The sequence below is a fragment of the Pseudomonas sp. S1_G07 genome, assembly GCF_054668565.1.
The window spans coordinates 1,360,077-1,377,824 of sequence record NZ_CP162778.1 but is presented as its reverse complement, the minus strand read 5'-3'; the positions used below and the strand labels follow the sequence as shown (position 1 = coordinate 1,377,824).

14 protein-coding genes, 1 tRNA gene and 1 pseudogene are annotated in these 17,748 nt (G+C 55.8%); 9 read left to right on the top strand and 7 right to left on the bottom strand.

Annotated elements, in window-relative coordinates; translation table 11 throughout:
- From AB4O05_RS06365 to AB4O05_RS06350, 4 genes are all read left to right on the top strand, one after another.
- A complete protein-coding gene (locus AB4O05_RS06365) occupies positions 1–1,353 on the top strand; it encodes a TolC family outer membrane protein (RefSeq protein WP_460132180.1) in 1,353 nt (450 codons plus the stop codon).
- 45 nt (positions 1,354–1,398) lie between these two features.
- A complete protein-coding gene (locus AB4O05_RS06360) occupies positions 1,399–3,552 on the top strand; it encodes a type I secretion system permease/ATPase (protein ID WP_460132182.1) in 2,154 nt (717 codons plus the stop codon).
- Positions 3,542–4,918, top strand: a complete 1,377-nt coding sequence (locus tag AB4O05_RS06355; RefSeq protein WP_460132184.1) for an HlyD family type I secretion periplasmic adaptor subunit — start codon at positions 3,542–3,544, stop codon at positions 4,916–4,918. Before AB4O05_RS06360 ends, AB4O05_RS06355 begins: the two co-directional genes overlap by 11 nt.
- Before the next feature lie 122 nt (positions 4,919–5,040).
- A tRNA-Thr gene (locus tag AB4O05_RS06350) sits at positions 5,041–5,116 on the top strand.
- A 167-nt stretch (positions 5,117–5,283) separates the two neighbouring features.
- On the opposite strand, the gene AB4O05_RS06345 is transcribed toward AB4O05_RS06350, so the two are convergent.
- A complete protein-coding gene (locus tag AB4O05_RS06345; protein WP_460132186.1) occupies positions 5,284–5,925 on the bottom strand; it encodes a BRCT domain-containing protein in 642 nt (213 codons plus the stop codon).
- A 570-nt stretch (positions 5,926–6,495) separates the two neighbouring features.
- On the opposite strand from AB4O05_RS06345, the gene AB4O05_RS06340 reads away from it, so the two are divergent.
- From AB4O05_RS06340 to AB4O05_RS06325, 4 genes are all read left to right on the top strand, one after another.
- Entirely contained in the window at positions 6,496–6,876 is a 381-nt protein-coding gene (locus tag AB4O05_RS06340; protein ID WP_460164851.1) for a hypothetical protein, read from the top strand.
- On the top strand, positions 6,873–7,400 hold the full coding sequence (locus AB4O05_RS06335; RefSeq protein ID WP_460164850.1) for a hypothetical protein: 528 nt from the start codon (positions 6,873–6,875) through the stop codon (positions 7,398–7,400). The genes AB4O05_RS06340 and AB4O05_RS06335 overlap by 4 nt, the downstream gene beginning before the upstream one ends.
- A gap of 16 nt (positions 7,401–7,416) precedes the next feature.
- The gene (locus AB4O05_RS06330; RefSeq protein ID WP_460132190.1) at positions 7,417–8,451 is read left to right on the top strand and encodes a ParA family protein; all 1,035 of its coding nucleotides are present in this window, start codon (positions 7,417–7,419) and stop codon (positions 8,449–8,451) included.
- A gap of 77 nt (positions 8,452–8,528) precedes the next feature.
- Positions 8,529–9,332: an SIR2 family protein gene (locus tag AB4O05_RS06325; protein ID WP_460132192.1), complete on the top strand. Its 804-nt coding sequence runs from the start codon at positions 8,529–8,531 to the stop codon at positions 9,330–9,332.
- A gap of 205 nt (positions 9,333–9,537) precedes the next feature.
- On the opposite strand, the pseudogene AB4O05_RS06320 reads toward AB4O05_RS06325, so the two are convergent.
- Positions 9,538–10,509, bottom strand: a pseudogene (locus AB4O05_RS06320) (hypothetical protein).
- A gap of 275 nt (positions 10,510–10,784) precedes the next feature.
- Between AB4O05_RS06320 and AB4O05_RS06315 the strand changes: the two are divergent.
- Complete coding sequence (locus tag AB4O05_RS06315) at positions 10,785–11,606, top strand: hypothetical protein (protein WP_460132194.1); 822 nt, start codon at positions 10,785–10,787, stop codon at positions 11,604–11,606.
- 391 nt (positions 11,607–11,997) lie between these two features.
- Here AB4O05_RS06315 and pelG read toward each other — a convergent pair whose 3' ends face one another.
- The 5 genes from pelG to AB4O05_RS06290 are packed head-to-tail and all read right to left on the bottom strand — an operon-like array spanning position 11,998 to position 17,738.
- Positions 11,998–13,368 carry an exopolysaccharide Pel transporter PelG gene (pelG, locus tag AB4O05_RS06310; protein WP_460132196.1) on the bottom strand — a complete coding sequence of 457 codons (1,371 nt, stop codon included), beginning with the start codon at positions 13,366–13,368 and terminating at the stop codon, positions 11,998–12,000.
- Positions 13,369–14,883: a GT4 family glycosyltransferase PelF gene (gene pelF / locus AB4O05_RS06305; protein WP_460132198.1), complete on the bottom strand. Its 1,515-nt coding sequence runs from the start codon at positions 14,881–14,883 to the stop codon at positions 13,369–13,371. It abuts the gene before it with no gap.
- Positions 14,880–15,869, bottom strand: a complete 990-nt coding sequence (locus AB4O05_RS06300) for a HEAT repeat domain-containing protein (RefSeq protein ID WP_460132200.1) — start codon at positions 15,867–15,869, stop codon at positions 14,880–14,882. Before AB4O05_RS06300 ends, pelF begins: the two co-directional genes overlap by 4 nt.
- Positions 15,847–17,214, bottom strand: a complete 1,368-nt coding sequence (locus AB4O05_RS06295) for a PelD GGDEF domain-containing protein (RefSeq protein WP_460132202.1) — start codon at positions 17,212–17,214, stop codon at positions 15,847–15,849. Before AB4O05_RS06295 ends, AB4O05_RS06300 begins: the two co-directional genes overlap by 23 nt.
- A 5-nt stretch (positions 17,215–17,219) precedes the next feature.
- Positions 17,220–17,738, bottom strand: coding sequence for a penicillin-binding protein activator LpoB (locus AB4O05_RS06290; RefSeq protein ID WP_460132204.1), 519 nt, complete (start codon positions 17,736–17,738; stop codon positions 17,220–17,222).
- Between the last annotated feature and the right edge of the window lie 10 nt (positions 17,739–17,748).

Here is a 17,748-nt window from a genome sequence, read left to right as displayed (position 1 = left end):
ATGCGTTTGCACCTTCTTAAAGCTATGCCGTTTGCTCTAGCCGCCAGTTTTGTCCAGGCCCAAACCCTTCCCGAAGCAATGCAAACTGCTGTGGAAAACCACCCGGAGATCCAGGCGGCTATCAATGCGCGGATTGCCGCCGACTATCAGGTCAGAGAGGCCCAGGGCGGCTACCTGCCTAAAATCGACGTGCTGGGCGGTTATGGCCGTGAAAGCTCGGACAACACCTCGACCCGTGCCGCAAGCAACAGCCATGACTGGAAAACCCTGAACCGTGGCGAGTCGTCCATTCGCCTTCAGCAAAATTTGTTCCAAGGCTTTGGCACCGTCAATGAAGTCGGCCGCCAACAAGCCACCGCCAACTCCCGTGGGTATGCGCTGCTCAATACGTCCGAGCGCACCGCGCTGACGGTTGCCCAGGTTTATCTGGATGTCTTGACCCGTCGCGAGATGGTGCAACTGGCAGAAGACAACCTGAAAAGCCACGAACGTATTTTTGACCAGATCAAACTGCGCACCAGCCGTGGCGTCGGAAGAATGGCGGACATGGATCAGGCCGAAGCTCGACTGGCCCAGGCTCAAAACAACCTGATCACCGAGCAGACCAACCTGGCGGACGCCAATACCAATTTCCTGAGCGTGGTCGGCAAAGAGCCCGACCAGCTTGAAAAACCACTGGGCATTGTGACCGCACTGCCGGCCAGCCTGGATGAAGCTCGCCGCCAGATGATTGCGGACAGCCCGGTATTGCGCTCTGCCGAGTCGGATATCGCCGCTGCCGAAAAGCAGTACGAAGCCGCCAAGTCGACCTTCTACCCGCGCTTTGACGCAGTGCTGCAGCGCTCCGCCAACAACAACATCGGCGGCGAAGAAGGCCATGACAATGGTTATTCCGCCATGCTGAACATGCAGTTCAACCTGTATAACGGCGGCAGCGACAAAGCCAGCCTGCAGTCCAAGGCCTCCCAGGCCAGCCAGGCGCTGGATATCCGCAACAACGCCCTGCGCCAGTTGAACGAAGAACTCGGTTTGGCCTGGAACGCCTACAACAACGCCACCCAGCAGGTGCCGATCGCACAGCAATACGTGGACCGCAGCAACAAAGTGCGCACCTCGTACCAGCAGCAGTTCAGCCTGGGCGAGCGTACGCTGCTCGACTTGCTCGACAGCGAGAACGAGCTGTTCACCGCTCAGCAGCGCCTGGCACAGATCAAAAGCCTGCACATCTATACGCAGTACCGGATCAAGGCCGATATGGGCCAATTGCTGAGAAGTCAGGGCGTCGTCGCGCCGCTGGCATCAGTTGTGCAGAACGAAGTCAAAACGAAGGTAAACCTGCCAGGGATGAACTGATTCTTGACGGCGTTGGACCACTCAACCGTTTAAGAGAGAGTCAGCTTGGATTCTGAAATAGGTGTGGCGCAGTTCCACCATGACCCGCGCAGTCAGCATGACGACCCCTTGCTGGACGGATTGTTGACGCTCTGCTCCCTGCATTACAAGCCTGCCAGTCGGGCCATGCTGACCACCGGATTGCCCTTGGCAGGCCAGCGCCTGAGCCCTGACCTGCTGCCCCGCGCCGCGGCCCGGGCGGGTTTGCAGGGCCGTCTGCTGCAGCGCAAGCTGGAGCAAATCCCGTCCATCGCATTACCGGCGCTGCTGCTCTTCAAGGAAGGACGCTGCGCGGTGCTGTTGGCATGGGAGGGTGACACCGCCCGCCTGCTGCTCAGCGAAAGCGACGGCGGTGAAGTCCAGGTTACCCGCGAAGCGCTGAGTCACGATTACAGCGGTCGGGTTTTCTTCGCCCAACCGCAACATAAATTTGACGTCACCAGCGGCACGCTGATCCCACGGGCGCGCTCGTGGTTCAAAGACACCCTCAAGCGCTCCCGTTGGCTGTACGCCGACGCGATCGCTGCCAGCCTGGTGATCAACCTGATCGCCTTGGCCGCGCCACTGTTTGTGATGAACGTGTATGACCGCGTCGTGCCGAACCAGGCCACCGCCACCTTGTGGGTGTTGGCCATCGGTATTTGCGGCGCCTACCTGTTCGACCTGTTGCTCAAGAGCATGCGCAGTCTGTGCCTGGACCTGGCGGGCAAGAAAACCGACCTGATCATTTCCGCGACGCTGTTCGAGCGCATCGTGGGCATGTCGATGAAAATGCGCCCGGCGCGCGTCGGCAGCTATGCCTCGAACATCCACGAATTTCAGGGGATGCGCGACTTCCTCACCTCCCTGACCCTCGCCAGCCTGATCGACTTGCCGTTTACCCTGATCATCCTCGCGGTGATCGCACTGCTCGGCGGCCACCTGGTGTGGATCCCCATCGTCGCCTTCCCGCTGGCGCTGGGGATCGGCCATTTCCTGCAAAAACCGCTGACCGCCACGCTTGAGCGCACCATGGCCCTGAGTGCCGAACGCCAGTCGAGCCTGATCGAAACCCTCGCCGGGCTGGATGCGGTGAAGGTCAACAACGCCGAAAGCGAACGCCAATACCAGTGGGAACAAACCATCGGCACCCTCAGCCGGCTGGAGTTGCGGGTCAAGGTTCTGTCCGGCCTGGCGATGAACATCACGTTGCTGATCCAGCAAGTGGCCGGCGTGGCGATGATCATCTTCGGCGTGTACCAGATCATCGATGGCGCCCTGAGCATGGGCGGCCTGGTGGCCTGCTACATGCTCAGCGGCCGCGCACTCGGCCCGTTGGCGCAACTGTCGGGCCTGCTGACACGCTACCAGCAAGCCAAGGTGACGATGGTGTCGGTGGACCAGATGATGGAGCTGCCGCAGGAACGCAACTTCGACGAGCGCCCGCTCAGCCGTAAAACCCTGCAAGGCGCAATGACGTTCCGCGAGGTCGACTTTACCTACCCGAACCAGCAGAACCTGGCACTGCGCGGCATCAACCTGACGGTTCGGCCTGGCGAGAAGATCGGCATCATCGGCCGCAGCGGCTCGGGCAAAAGCTCGCTGGCCAAGCTGTTGGTGGGCCTGTATCAGCCGGATTCCGGCTCGCTGCTGGTGGACGGTGTAGACATCCGCCAGATCGACGTCAGCGAACTGCGCCATAACATCGGCTACGTGGCCCAGGACATCCAACTACTGGCCGGCACCCTGCGCGACAACCTCGTGTCCGGTGCGCGCTATGTGGATGATGAAATGGTGCTGCAGGCCGCCGAGCTCGCCGGCGTGCATGAATTTGCCAGGCTGCATCCGCAAGGCTACGAACTGCAAGTGGGCGAGCGCGGGCAAAACCTTTCCGGCGGTCAGCGCCAGAACGTCGCCCTGGCCCGCGCGCTGCTGCTGAACCCACCGATTCTGCTGCTGGACGAACCGACCAGCGCCATGGACAACACCGGCGAAGAACGCCTGAAACAACGCTTGCAGTCGGTTATCGAAAACAAGACGGTGATTCTCGTCACCCACCGTGCTTCGCTGCTGAGCCTGGTCGATCGCCTGCTGGTGATCGACCGTGGCCAGATCCTCGCAGACGGCCCGAAAGCGGCCGTCATGGAAGCGCTGAAAAAGGGGCAGATCAGTGTTGCTTAAGTCCGGTGCAGGCCGTTGGAAGGACGTCATCTTCCGCTATTTCAAGGGCAGCGACTCGCTCGATGACCAGCCATTGCCCGAGGTCGAAAAGGCGCTGGTCGACGACGCGCCGCGCATCGTGCGCCTGACCATCTGGGCCGTGATCGGCTTCTTCGTGTTCCTGTTGTTGTGGGCGCACTTCGCGATTATCGATGAAGTCACCAAGGGTGACGGCAAGGCGATTCCTTCGTCGCGCATCCAGAAAATCCAGAACCTGGAAGGCGGCATCGTCGCTCAGATCTACGTGCACGAAGGGCAGATCGTCGAAGCCGGCGCGCCGCTGGTGCGCCTGGACGACACACGCTTTGCCTCCAACGTCGGCGAAACCGAAGCCGACCGCGTGGCCATGGAACTGCGCGTGGAGCGCCTTAGCGCCGAGATCGAAAATCGCCCGCTGAACATCACCGAGGACGCGCGCAAAGCCGTGCCCAACCAAGCCTCGAACGAAGAGTCCTTGTACCTCAGCCGCCGTCAGCAACTGGCAGACGAAATTGGCGGGCTGCAACAACAACTGCTGCAACGCCAGCAAGAGGCGCGTGAATTCAGCTCCAAGCAGGAGCAATACCGCAACAGCCTGAACCTGCTGCGCCAGGAAATCGGCATGTCCGAACCCCTGGTAAAACAAGGTGCGATTTCGCCGGTAGAAGTGCTGCGCCTCAAACGCTCCGAGGTCGAAACCCGCGGCATGCTCGACGGCACCACCCTGGCCATCCCCCGTGCCCAGGCCGCCATCAACGAAGTGCAGCGCAAAATCGACGAAACCCGCGGCAAGTTTCGCAGCGAAGCCCTTGCCCAGCTGAACGAAGCACGCACCAACCTGAGCAAGGCCCAAGCGACATCCAAAGGCCTGGAAGACCGCGTCAGCCGCACCATGGTCACCTCCCCCGTACGCGGCATCGTCAAACAGATGATGGTCAACACCGTCGGCGGCGTGATCCAGCCCGGCAGCGACATGGCCGAAGTCGTCCCGCTGGACGACACCCTGCTGGTGGAAGCAAAGATCCGCCCGCAGGACATCGCCTTCCTGCACCCAGGCCAGGAAGCCATGATCAAATTCACCGCCTACGACTACACCATCTACGGCGGCCTCAAAGGCAAACTCGAAACCATCGGCGCCGACACCGTGATGGACGAAGAAAAGAAAAACACCTTCTACATCATCAAACTGCGCACCGACCGCAGCCACCTGGGCACCGATGAGAAGCCGCTGCTGATCATCCCCGGCATGGTGGCGTCTGTAGACATCATCACCGGCAAGAAGAGCATCTTGAGCTACCTGCTCAAACCGATCATCAAATCCCGCGCAGAGGCGCTGCACGAGCGCTGATTTTTTTGCGGGTAGCGAAGGGAAATGCGGGGAGATTTGCGAAAACTTGGGTTTTCGCAAAAATAGTCAGATTTCAGGGGTTTACAGAACCTTGGCAGTCGCTATAATCGTCGCCCTAACACGCCGGTATAGCTCAGTTGGTAGAGCAACTGACTTGTAATCAGTAGGTCCCGGGTTCGACTCCTGGTGCCGGCACCATACAAAACGAAGCCCCTGCAGAAATGCAGGGGCTTTGTTGTTTCTGGGGTGCTCACTTTCCTCCACACCCTGAAAACCCTGTAGGAGCGAGCTTGCTCGCGATGAGTCCCTCAAACCCACCGACAATCTTCCAGCCAGGACAATCGGCAGCCTTTTCCTGGACCGGCTCAACCAAACAACATCTTTTGCCAGTGGTGCTCACCCACAATGGCAATCGAAGCACCCGCCTCCCGCAGCTCCACTGCCTTCATGATCTTCGTTCCGTAGGTGCTGTGGCGCCACTGCTCATTACCCACGCTGCCGACCACCAGGTAATGCACCTTCTTACTCACCCCACCACCAATCAAACCGCCACGCTCCTCGACCAATGCCTGGCAATCTTTGCGTGGCCCAAAGGCCATGACGCCTGTAAATACAAACATTCGGCCATCCCACACCAAGTCAGGGGCTGGGGAATTGAAGGGAAGGTCCGTTGGAGTCATGGCAACAGCTTCGCCGACCTTCGATCTCTCAATGCCAAGGCCAGAAAAGCTACGCAGGATGTTAAGCAGCTCAAGAGACTCGTCCGGGTCCAGAGCATCGTCCTGAAGCATGGACGCCAGACGCGAATACAACAGATTGATCACCGGGTCGTTTAGATGGGCCAGGTTGTTTTCCAACCATTGCTTTAGGAAAACCGCTTCGTTGGTGTTCACGACACCGTCCGCCGTAATCCCCGCGGCCAGTCCCACCAAGGCATCGGCGGCGCGTCGATCAATACGGGCGTGGTGGAAGAATTTGCTGTTTTCGAACTCGTTGTGTAGGTCCATTACAGGGTTCCTTAGGATGGTATCGGTTCAGCACCGAAGCATTACGGGTGGGGAAATGCTGTGTTCAAAGCACTCCTGCGCATAACCACCCATTTTTTGATCGAGGAAATAAATCCGTCCCTTTTTCCCGTTCATTTTTTTGGCCCAATAAAACCGGGGGATCGCCATAACCAGCAGGTGACCGCCTGAGTGCATCGCTATGCAACCGCGCTGCATTTTTCTTCCAAAATTTGTATTTTGTGAAATTGCCGATCGGCCGCGGAGCCGCCCTACCCGCCTGGGCTACAGGCGCATTTGCACTACATCTGGATTTGCACAAAAAACGATGCAAACCCCGTCGGCGGGAGGAGGATAAGTGCTTTTTTTGATATATTTTTTCGCCGCACGATTTTTTCGGCCAAAGGGGCAGCGAGTCTCCTGAACCATGAGCGGAGATGAACCGCTCAATATGGGATCTCGCCTGAGCGCCCCCTGTTCACGTCGGCATACCTGCAGACTTCCTCGATAGGGTTCCAAGCGCGATATCAAGATGCTACCTTCGACACACAGCATCACTCAATGGAGGCAGCAATGATTAAGGGACCAACAATCAAGAGTATGGCGCGCCTGATAGCCGAGGCTAAAGGTGCAACCAATGTGATGCTCGTAGTTCGCCAAGACCGTATAACGCCAGCTCGACAAAAAGAAATAGGTATTGATTTCCTTCAAGATGACGGAGACTCCATTCTCGCATCAAGCATTGGAAAAGTTTCAAGCTTTAATGTTAGCGGAAAGGAAGTTAAGCGAAAGGATCTTCCATTAATAAAAAAATCGATACCTCAGTATCGTACATGGAAGGATTGGCACGGAAAGGAGCATGACGGTATTCAGCATCGCACGATGGATGTCTACCCTATAGACTTTATTACTCCTCCTGCGGAGAAGCTGTCACTAAAAAAATTGACGGTGTGACGTATATATCGACACGTATAATAAATTTTACGGACTATCAGTCACCGATCATTCATTTAGCCAATCTATTATTCGAGTATTTCGGTGAATTTGAAATATTTGACGTTTCAAAACATAAAATCTCCAACATGCCTGCGCGCCAGCTTCAATGGGAAGTACTGCCACGAGGAAAGTATCCTTGGAACAAAGCATCAGGAGTTCTCGCGCCCTTTCTAACAAAACTTAGCCAATCTGAAAAAGGCGTGATTGAGCATAGAATGCGTGAGATCTCAAAATACGAACCTGATTTTTTAGCAACCGGTCGCGGCGGTTACTCCGGGTACTTTGTCTATGGCTTCACAGATAAAAAACTTCATTTCTTAGAGAGCATATATCTGAACAACGCCACATACATATTTGGGGAAAACTGGGAAGAGCTCTCAGGTTTATCAAAAGAAGAAATCATAAACGGCGAGCACGAACACTTAAGAGTAATCCACGATAAAAAATGGATAGGAAAAATCCGTCAACTGCTACGAGCCTAATCAAGGCAAGGCCTAATTGCTCACCAAAGGATATAAAATGAAAGCTTTTTGCGTCTTCAACAACAAAGGCGGCGTAGGAAAAACCACTCTCCTTTGCAACTTAGCTGCGTACTATGCCTTAAGGGGCAATAAAAGAGTATTAGTAGTCGATGCAGATCCACAATGTAACGCTACTGCCTATATGTTCAAGGAAAAAATACTTGACGACCTATACTCTTCCTCAAAGGATGGTGAAACTATAAACCAGCTAGTTACCTCACTAAAAAAATCTAAAGGTTATTCTGATATCCCGATTAAAAAAAGTGAATCATTCGGTGTAGATGTAGTACCCGGCGACCCCAGATTTTCTTTAGCTGAGGATTTCCTGGCAAAAGACTGGGTAGACGCAACAAGTGGACAAGAACGAGGTTTAAAAACAACCTTTCTTTTTAGAGCATTACTAGAGTGGGCCTCTAAAAAAAAATACGATTATGTTTTTTTTGATATTGGCCCGTCTCTAGGGGCGATAAATCGCACAGTACTTTTATCATGCGACTATTTTATTTTACCTATGTCGTCCGACATTTTCAGCTTACGCGGTCTTCAGAATATCGAAGTAGCGATCACCAGTTGGACTAAGGGTTTAGAACGTGGGCTTACAAGCTATAAAGAAGACAATAACGAAAATTTCCTTTTTGATGGTTTGCACCAACGAAACCCTCAAGGAATAAAGTTTCTCGGGTATGTCACTCAGCAATACACTGCTAAAACCGTTGCGGGAAAAAAACAGCCTGTTGATGCCTACGAGAAAATAATTAAACGGATTGGGCCCGCTATCAAAAAGAGCCTAATAGAAAAAATAAACCTTGGTAAAAATTTAGAATACAAGCTTGGCGAAATCCCTTACTTCAGTAGTTTGGTCCCTATGGCTCAAACTTCTACAAAACCAATATTCATGCTGAAATCTGCAGACGGGGTTGTAGGCGCACACTTTGATAAAGTTAAGCAATTTGAAAAAGTCATCTCTGACATCGCTGCCAGCCTTAGTATAAACATGAACGAGATGACTTAAATGTCTATCTGGCCCAAGGATTTAATTCATTCCATTGCTTGCAGGCGCTGCGTGCTTTTTTTGGCGCAGGTGTCTCTATGAACTCATCAGGCATTGACGGTGTTAGGCCGCCTAGTTGGGCGGACTTCCTAACAGAGGCTACAGGCCAAATAGACGCGCCTAGAAAAAAGAAGACAGTGAAAGAAATTCACGCCCTCATTAAAGCAGGAGATTACCTGACAGCCGCCGAGGTTATTCGAAATGAAATAAAACAGGAAAAATTTACAAACCTCGTGAAGGCTCGATTCCATACTCCGGATTTCAAAGCAGCACCAATACACAAAACACTTTTTAATTTAGACTTACGAATTGCAATCACACCAAATTTTGATAGCATTTACGAAACTGCAGCAGGTGAGCGAGGGGCTGGTGCCCTAACCACAAAAATATATCATGACGATGATATAGCAGATTGTTTACGCCGACATGAGCGGGTTTTGATAAAAAGCCATGGAACGATTTCCTCACCGAATAAATTGATTTTCACTAGAACCGATTACGCTAAAGCCCGGAACTCTCATAGCCAATTTTATGAACTATTGGATGCACTCCTTCGCACCCACACCTTCATATTTGTTGGATGCGGTGTGAGCGATCCGGATATCAGATCACTATTAGAAAATTATAGATACAGACATCCTTATGGACAGAGCCACTACTTTGTAACAGCTTCGAACAACTTCTGCCCCGAGGTTAAATCTGTTCTGAGCGACTCTCTAAAAATCAACTTCATAGAATATTCCTCAACCAAAGACCATGTAAATTTATCCAAAGAACTGGATTTATTGAAGGAGCAAGTCGAACTGGAAAGAATTGAGCTAAGCAAAAATCAAGCATGGTAAAATTTGCAAGAGTTTACAATACAGACCACCAATCTATAGCTGCCTTCCACGAAAGGCAGCTATAGAAATCTAAAAATGCAACTCGATTCGAAAAACTCTAATCACAAACACAATTTCAATTTATATCCTGACTCATGACCCTCAACAAAATTCTAGATATGACGTACTAACTTAACTACAACCGCACTTAAATTAGCAGACTAAATCAAAGTGTAACTTTTCTGAGCGCTATTCCAAGCTCCAAGGCGTTCCCCGCACTATCTGAAAATTCCTTTGCATTCGTTGGGATTGGAGTAGACCCATGCGTATGCCTGGCCAACTCGATGTTCATCTTTTGCACCAGGTCGAGCAAATCACAAAGTATCTGCAGCACGTTCACCCCTTCGGACCCCAGCCACGTCTTAGGCGCCACCAGCTGTTGACTGCCCCCCGCAACGCCCTTACGCAGCCCCTGAATCCTTTCCTCCATATCGCCACCCACCGTGGCGTTATGCTTCTGCCCCACCACCAGGTTCAAGTCCCGCCCGGTCGCCTGGTGCAAGTCATCCACCGCCGCCAAGCTCGAAGATCCGCCCGACAGCAGCTTGAGTGCCCCCAGCGCCTCGATCGTCTTGATTCCACCCACCGACTCCTTTGAATGGTCATCCACCGTCCTGGTGTGATTCTGGAACGTCCTCGTATTCCCCATCACTTCTACCTCCCGCTCTATCGCCTTGTCCAGGATCTTGCCGTCAGTCTGACGCAGCCAATTGCCATCAGCGTCGACACGCTCCTGACAGGCTTCGCTGTGCTACCGCACCTGGTCGCCCTTCGGCACGCTGGGCATGCTCAGGCCGTGGGGCAGAATGGTTTGGATATAGGGCTTGTGCGGCAGGCCGTAGGCAAAGCACACCACAACCTGGGCGCCTTCCTCGGGGAACGCATAGATGCCCATTTCCTCGCCACCGGTGGGCAGCGGCAACGGCACGCCGGCAAGCATCGGCAGCTTGGTATCTGGCTCGCCGTCCGGCCCCATGACCTCAATGTCGACCGCGTAGCGCGGCCGGAAGTCGTCACAGATGCCGGCGCCGGCCGGAGCGTCGGCCACGGCGACAACACGGGCAAAGCGCGGCAAGTGGTAACCGCCGGTGAGTTCGGGGAATTGTCGTTCTACGCTGCGGCGGATTGCGTCGTCCATCGGATGGCCATCTGGTTGTCGATGAGCGCCACACTGGTGATGCGCTCGCCGTGGTTGATTGTTGCACCTGGTCGCGCGCGTCGGGTTGGCCATTCTCTTCTCCTGCCTGGGGCTGCCATAGGGGCCTCCAGAAACGAAAAGGCCATGCTTAATAGCAAGGTCAGAGCTGTTAGAAAACGTCAAAGTGTGATGTATCAAAGGCATTCAAACAGAGCAACACTCTAAAAAAATGCTGCTAATATCAGTTTGCCTTCACTATAAAAACAGGAATAAAAATGAGCAAGCTAACAGTCTTACTTATATCGCTATCTATGCTTCTTGGATGCAGTGGAAAAAACCTTCGCTCAATGGATCTATCCACCACAAAATGCACGTCTACACGTCCAAGCATTTGTCGGATGATGTCCATACAAAATGAAATGGCCGAATACGCAAATGGAGCAAACTTAAACAGCTCCACCTTAAACTTAGTAGCCCTAGGGGGTGCGGGAGTTGGCGCAATAGGACTAGCAGCAGACTCACACTCGGATTTATACAAATCAGCTGGAGCTATTATTTTAACCTCATTAGGATTCAAAAAATGGGGAAACTTTGAAGAACAATCAAAAATTTACTCTGCTGCCTATTATAAACTTGGATGTGCAATCCCATATGTAGAAAACATCAACAAAAAAGGTGATGAACTTCAGAGAGTCTCTGCATCTGAAGCCGGCACCTCATATATAAAATTGCTCAAAGTCGTACCCGGAGCCGAAAGCTTGACGGATGATAACCTTCCGCAGGCTATCGCTAAAAGCATTTCAAATTACAGAACATTAGAAAATAAAGCGATCGCGGAAGACATCATCGCCACGATCAACAGAGACGCTTCCGCCGATGCTCTAAACCTACAAAAAATTGCTCGCGCCGAAGTAGAGAGGGATTCCTTCAAAACTGAAGAAAGCATCAAGGTGATCTACAACACCGCCTTCCAAAGCACTAACTTCATGTCTGACGCAGGGGATGACTCAGGCCTATCCAAAATATATGCAGATGTAATATCAGACAAAGTAAAGTATCTTGAGTGTATGCAGCTAAGTTCCAAACCAAAACCTTAATCTTCGACAAAAATCGCTTCATATTAGAGCACTGAAAAAGCCCGACTCGTTTGTCGGGCTTTTCTGTGGTGTTTCGCTGGAACAGCTGAACACCGTATTTGGCATTCCCTGCTCCATCCGGCACCAACAAGGCGATGGCAAGATGTACGCCGGCAGTTGAACGGACAGCTCATGGGGACCCGGCCGGCGTTGCAACTGCCCGTCGAACTGTTCAACCCTTGCCAAGGCAACCAAAGCACGGGCTGTGGCGTCGAGAGCGGCTTTTATGCCTTTCGCAGATGGCGGAGTGGGTTGGACGAGGATTGATCAAAAGCGCCAGCCCCCATCCCCAAAAAAACAAAAGGCACCTGCCGCTAACCGCCAAGTGCCTTTCGCCTCTCTACCGCCCCACTCAGCGCGACAACATAAACGTCTCGTACTCCAAATCCTCCAACGCCGAAGACAACCGCGCCAAGCCCAGCAATACACATATCAGCAGCGACAACGTAAACCCATACCCGAAGAAGCTAGGCCCCAGGTACATGCTGAGCAGTGTCAGGCCGGCGTTGAGCATGGCGAACAGTATGCAAAGCTCCAGCACCAGGCGGCGTTTGTCGAGGTAGAAGAACACGTTGAGCAAGGCCATGAACACCACTTGAATGCTCACGCCGATCAAGTCGATGTAGAACAGCGGCAGGTAGTAGCTGGAGATCCCCAGCCAGTCCAGCAGGCGCGGTGCGAAGAGGAACAGCAGCACCACGGTCAGGCCCTGGACCTTGCAGATTTCCAGCAGGCCCTGGCGGATGGACAGGATCATCTCGACTTTCAGTGAGCCGATGTGTTGCAACGTTTCGCCTTCTCGAATCGCGCGAAACAAGCGGTCATACCATTCGGCGAAGTCGGTTTCGATGCGCACCAGAAACACGGCCATGCCTGGGATGATGGCCAGGTAGGCGATGAAGATCGGCATGTCGTAGAGGATCGAGGCGCGCAGCGGCCCGATGACGGGGTTGGAGGTGCCGGGGTTGAACCAGAACAGGATCTTGTCGATCCAGATGCCGAAGTTGTAGAAGAACCCGGTGACCAGCAGGCTCAGGAAGACGTTGCGACGATTGAGGAAATCGAAGGCAATCATCTTCTCGGCCCGATACTCACGCAGGATGTCGTAGAGGTACAGGAACAACAGGGTGCTGTGCCCGATCAACAATGCCAGCAGCAGGCCAGGCATCTGCAGGAAGCTCAGCAGATAGGCGCTCGCCACCATGAGCGAGTAGCCAACCACCATCACCATCAGGATGCGGTTGTACTTCTTCATTCCCGATAGAAAGATGATCACCAGCCACAGGTTGCACAGCACCACGAAATTCGACAGGACCAGCACGCGGTAGATCAGCGGCTGATCGAACAGCAGCGCCAGCAACACGATACCCAGTACGCCGGCACCCACCGTGACCAGTAACAAGATGCCCAGCAGGTTGGGCAGGATGTTTTCGTACTTGTGTTCGAACAGTTGGTCGGACACAAACCGCGTGAAGAACAACTGCAGGCCACCCGTCAGGATCAATGAGCTGGCCATCAGGTAGGTCACCGTGACCAGGAACTGGCCGACCAGCGAGTTGGGTAACATCAGGCCCAGGCTGATGATGCCCACCAGCATCACGCTGATGATGGACAGCACCCAGGGTCCGGAACTGATCAGCCCGGCGTAGACGTAGGCGTGCAGGGTTGCGGTGTAAGAGTCGCGCGAAAGGATCTTGCGCAGTTCGAAGCCAATACCGGCCATTTAACTGTTCTCCATGGCGGCCTGGTACAGGTCGCGGTAGCGCTGCAGCATCAAGGCTTCGGTGTAGTAACGATTGACCCGCAACAAGCCGCTGGTCTGTGCGGCCTGCCAGCGCTCCGGGTTGCGCAGCAGTTCCAGGATCGCGGCGGACGTGGCTTGTGGGTCGGCAATCGCAACCACTTTGCCGGCCACGCCAAGGTCACGGTCTTCGGCGCTGCCGCCTTCGATCAACTCACGGCATGAACCGACGTCGCTGCTGATCACCGGCGTACCGGCAGCCCAGGCTTCAAGGATCACCAAAGGTTGTGCCTCGCTGATGGAAGTCAGCACCATCAGGCCCAGTTTCGGCAAAATTTCCTGGATCCGCTGGAACCCCAGAAAATGCACTTTGCCCTCAAGCCCCAGGCTCGCCATGAGGCTGCGGCATTCGCTGACGTATTCCGGGTCTTCTTCTTCAGGACCGACGATCCACCCTTCGACGTGCGGCATGGCGGTGATCACACCGCGCATTGCCCGCAGGAAAGTTTTGACGTCCTTGATCGGCACCACGCGGCCGATCAGCCCCACCACCGGTGCGATGCCTGGCTTACGGGTTTCCATGGCCGAGGCCCACTGCGACAGGTCGATCCCGTTGGCGATCAACTGGGTGCGGCTTGGGTCGGCGCCGTCCTTGAGCTGGCGCTGACGGTTGCCCTCGTAGAGGGCGATGATCTGGTCGGCGCTGTTGTAGGCCAACTGGCCGATCCGCTCGAAGTAGCGCACCCACAACGTGCGGATGTAACCCGACCCGCCATCGAGGCTGCGATTCAGCGCCTGGCCGGAGCTCTCCGCGATCCAGGTCGCCTGGGCCAGGTCGATCTTGCGCTCCTTGGTGTAGATCCCGTGCTCGCTGAGCAGGTAGCTACAGCCCCAGCGCTGTTTGAGGATGCAGCCCAGCAACCCGGCGTAACCGGTGGAGATCGAGTGCAGCACGCGTGCCGGCGGCATTTTGCGCGAGACTTCGGCCAGCATCAGCAAGGGCGACTGCAATGAACGCAGGGTCCAGAAATAGTTGACGAAGGACGGGTCGGCGCAGTGCTGGCGATAGCCTTCGGTCAACGTCTCCCAACTGGCGCGGCTGCGCAGCACATCGTCGAGGGTCATGTCGCCCTGGGCGATGCAACTGAGCATGCGCTCGCCCAGCTCGCGCTCGGGCAGGTCCGGGTGATGCAGAAACCGGTACAGGTCGGCCAACTGCTGGGCATCGGCTTCACGCGGGTTGCCACGCAGGCCAGTGGGGTGCGTTGCGTCTTCAAGGAATACTTCCTCGATGTGCAACACGTTCGCCGGGACTTCGTAGCGCCGCGAGGTGTATGCCGAACGCTGACCGCCGATGAACATCACTGAAAACGTGATGTGCGGCAAGCCGAGGATCAACTGGTGAATCCAGCTCGACACGCCGCCGCGCACGTAAGGCCAGGTGCCTTCGAGCAGCAGGCAAATGTCGGCAATCGGCGCTGCTTCCTTGTTTTTCATTCCCAGCTCCTCACCAGCTCAGCGAAGGGTGGCCGCTGGCGGGTCTTTTCGGGAAGGCTGGCGAGCAGCCCGGGGATTTCGTGATAACGACCCGCTTCGAACGCCAGTTCAGCGTGGAACGGCAGCAACTGGGCAGCACCCAGGCCGTTTTCCTGGGCCTTGTGCAAGAGCTCTTCGGCGCGTTCGTTCTCACCGCGCTGCAGGGCAATCCGGCCGGCCAACAGAAACAGTTCGCCGCTCTCACCCGCCGCCAGGCCTTGCTCGGCATGTTCGCTGGCCTGGTTGAGCACGTGCTCAAGCACGCTGCCCTGCGCCAATCCCAGGTAAGCCAGTTCCCAGTACCAGCGCGCCAGCATGCTATGCACGGGCCCCGCAGTCCTGGGGCTGGTGCCGGCCAATTGTTCCAGGCACATCTGGATGTGCAGGTTGATGTCGCTTTCTTGCTTATCGAGCATCGAGTAAGCCAGCAATCGCACGTCGTCACTGGGGTCACCCAGGGCGAGCTTGAGAATGGGCACCGCTTCCTTGCCGGGCATGCGGCGGGTCGCCAGCAAAGCCGCCAGGCGCTGGTCCGGATCAGGCGCATGACGCAGCACGTCCTGCAGGCCGCCATCGGCGAAAATCGGCGTTCGCGTCTGGGCCTTCGCACGGAACGGCAGGCTTGGGATGCCCACGGCCTGCCAGCCTTGCTGGTCACGTTTACGCGGCAGGTACAGCGCCGGAAAAATCGAGGCGATCACACCCAGCGTACCGATCACCGGCACAAAGAAGGCCAGGCTGAAAATGAACAGCGGGCTCCAGGGCAGCGGTGCGCGATAGCGGGCCGGCAGCAACAGCCACACAGCCGCGCACAGCATCAGGCAGGCGAGGCCATGGCTGAGGGTGAAGACCAGCAATTGCTGCAACTGCGGGGCATCGAGCCACAAACTGGCGCCACTGCCCGCCTCCAGCACCAAGGCTCCGCTAAACAGCCACTTGCTGATCATTCAGGCCACACTCGTTGTAAAGGAAGTTACGCAGCCCGTTGCGGTCGACGCCAGGCTCCAGGTTGAAAGGCAGGACCCGCACACCCAGGCTGTCGAAATTGCTGTCGATACCAAAGTGCTCGTGCAACAACAGGCCGATACGCGCCAGGTAGCCTTCGGTGCCTTGGGGAGCGGTCAACGGCAACAGCACCAGCAACAGGGCGTGGTCGCGGTTGTTGCGCACCGGCAAGTGCAAGTCCAGGCCGCGCTGGCTGCGCGCCATAAGGCGAGTCAGCTCGTCGTTGGCGCGAGTCATCTCGAACGCGAACAAGCCGGCAGGCAGCGCATGTTGCTCCACATCCGCCAGCGAACGCTTGAGCTGCAAGGTAAATTGCTGGGCATCGGCATCTGGCAGTTGCAGCACCTGCGGGTCACGGCGCAGCAAGTCGGCGATGTGGCCGGCCAGCAGCGACAACAGGCTCAAGGTACGATCCTGGAACGCGAAGAATGGCATCTGCCGAACCGCCAGGATCGCCAGCAGGCGGCCTTCGGCGTCGATCAACGGAATGCACGCCTGCAACGACGAAAACTGTGCGGACTGGCCGGCGTCAATCAGTTCCTGACGCACGCTGACCAGCTCGCCACGTTCCAGGCACAGCGTGATCAAGCCGTCGTCGACGTCCAGCGCGCCCATCACCCCGATCATGGCCAACGCGTGCGGCAGCACGTTTTTTTCAGTCTCGTCGACGCGGTACAGCCCCGCTACTCGCAGCGCACCGTATTGCCCCAGCAACGCCACGACCGGCTCCGCCAGGTCGTTGAGTGGGTCACCTTCGACCGGCAGGCCACGCAGTTTTTCACGCAGGCCCAGCAGAGAGCTGCGCAGGCTCTGGTCACTGCCCGCCATGCGTTGCTCCAGCAGGTCATGGGAAACCCGCAGGATCTGATGGGCGCGGGTGAATTCGTCGAGACGGTACTGACGGTATTCGTTGGCCATCTGCAGACGCTCCAGGCGCCGTACCCACAGATCGCGAACCTCGCCGACCAGCATGCCGCACACCAACACACCGACAATGAATGACGGCTCCAGTTGGGTATATTCCGCATGCCCGGCGTAGCGCAGGGCGAACAATGCCGCCACCAGCAGCACGGCACTCAACAGGCCGCGCACGAACCCGTAACGCACACCCAACAGCAGCGGCGCCAGGATCGGCCAGGGGAAGCCGCCGTGAACCTGCAACGGGTCCTCGGGCGTCAGCCAGAAGCCAAGGCCAATGGCCAAGCCCGTCACCAGCAGCGTTTCCAGCCAAGACACCGGCCCGCTGGCGCGAGGCGCCAGGCTGTAATCCATGTGTGGAGAATTCATTACGTTCACTCGAACCGAAGGGCGCCAACAAGTTTGTCGATGACCGTCTGGGCATTACCCGCCAGGCTTTCACGAGACCAGCCGGCGCGTGCGCCGCTTTTGCTCCAGAGTACGGTGCCGTCTTTGGCGTCCAGCACACGCAGGCTGATGCCAACCGCCGGCTCGCCATCCAGGCCGTTCTTGTACTGCCACTCTTCCACGCTGCCGGCGACCACGTAATCGAGCTTCTGTGCGCGTGCCCAATCGAGGGCTCCGGCCAGGCGCTCATTGTCATCCATCAAGGCTTGTTCGCCCTGGGTGCTGACAGGATAAACCCGTGGTTGCAGGCCGTGACTGCTGAGCACACTGAGCAGGATCTGCTCGCTGCGCTCACCCGCTTGCGGGGTCTGCGAATAGTTGACCATCGGCACGATGCCCCACTGCGCATTGCGCGGCAGGTTCGGGCTGTTTTCACTGGTGAAGCTTGAGCAGCCGGCAACGAACAGTACAGTCAGCGCCAGGCTCAGGTTACGAATGACTTGCATAGATTTTCTC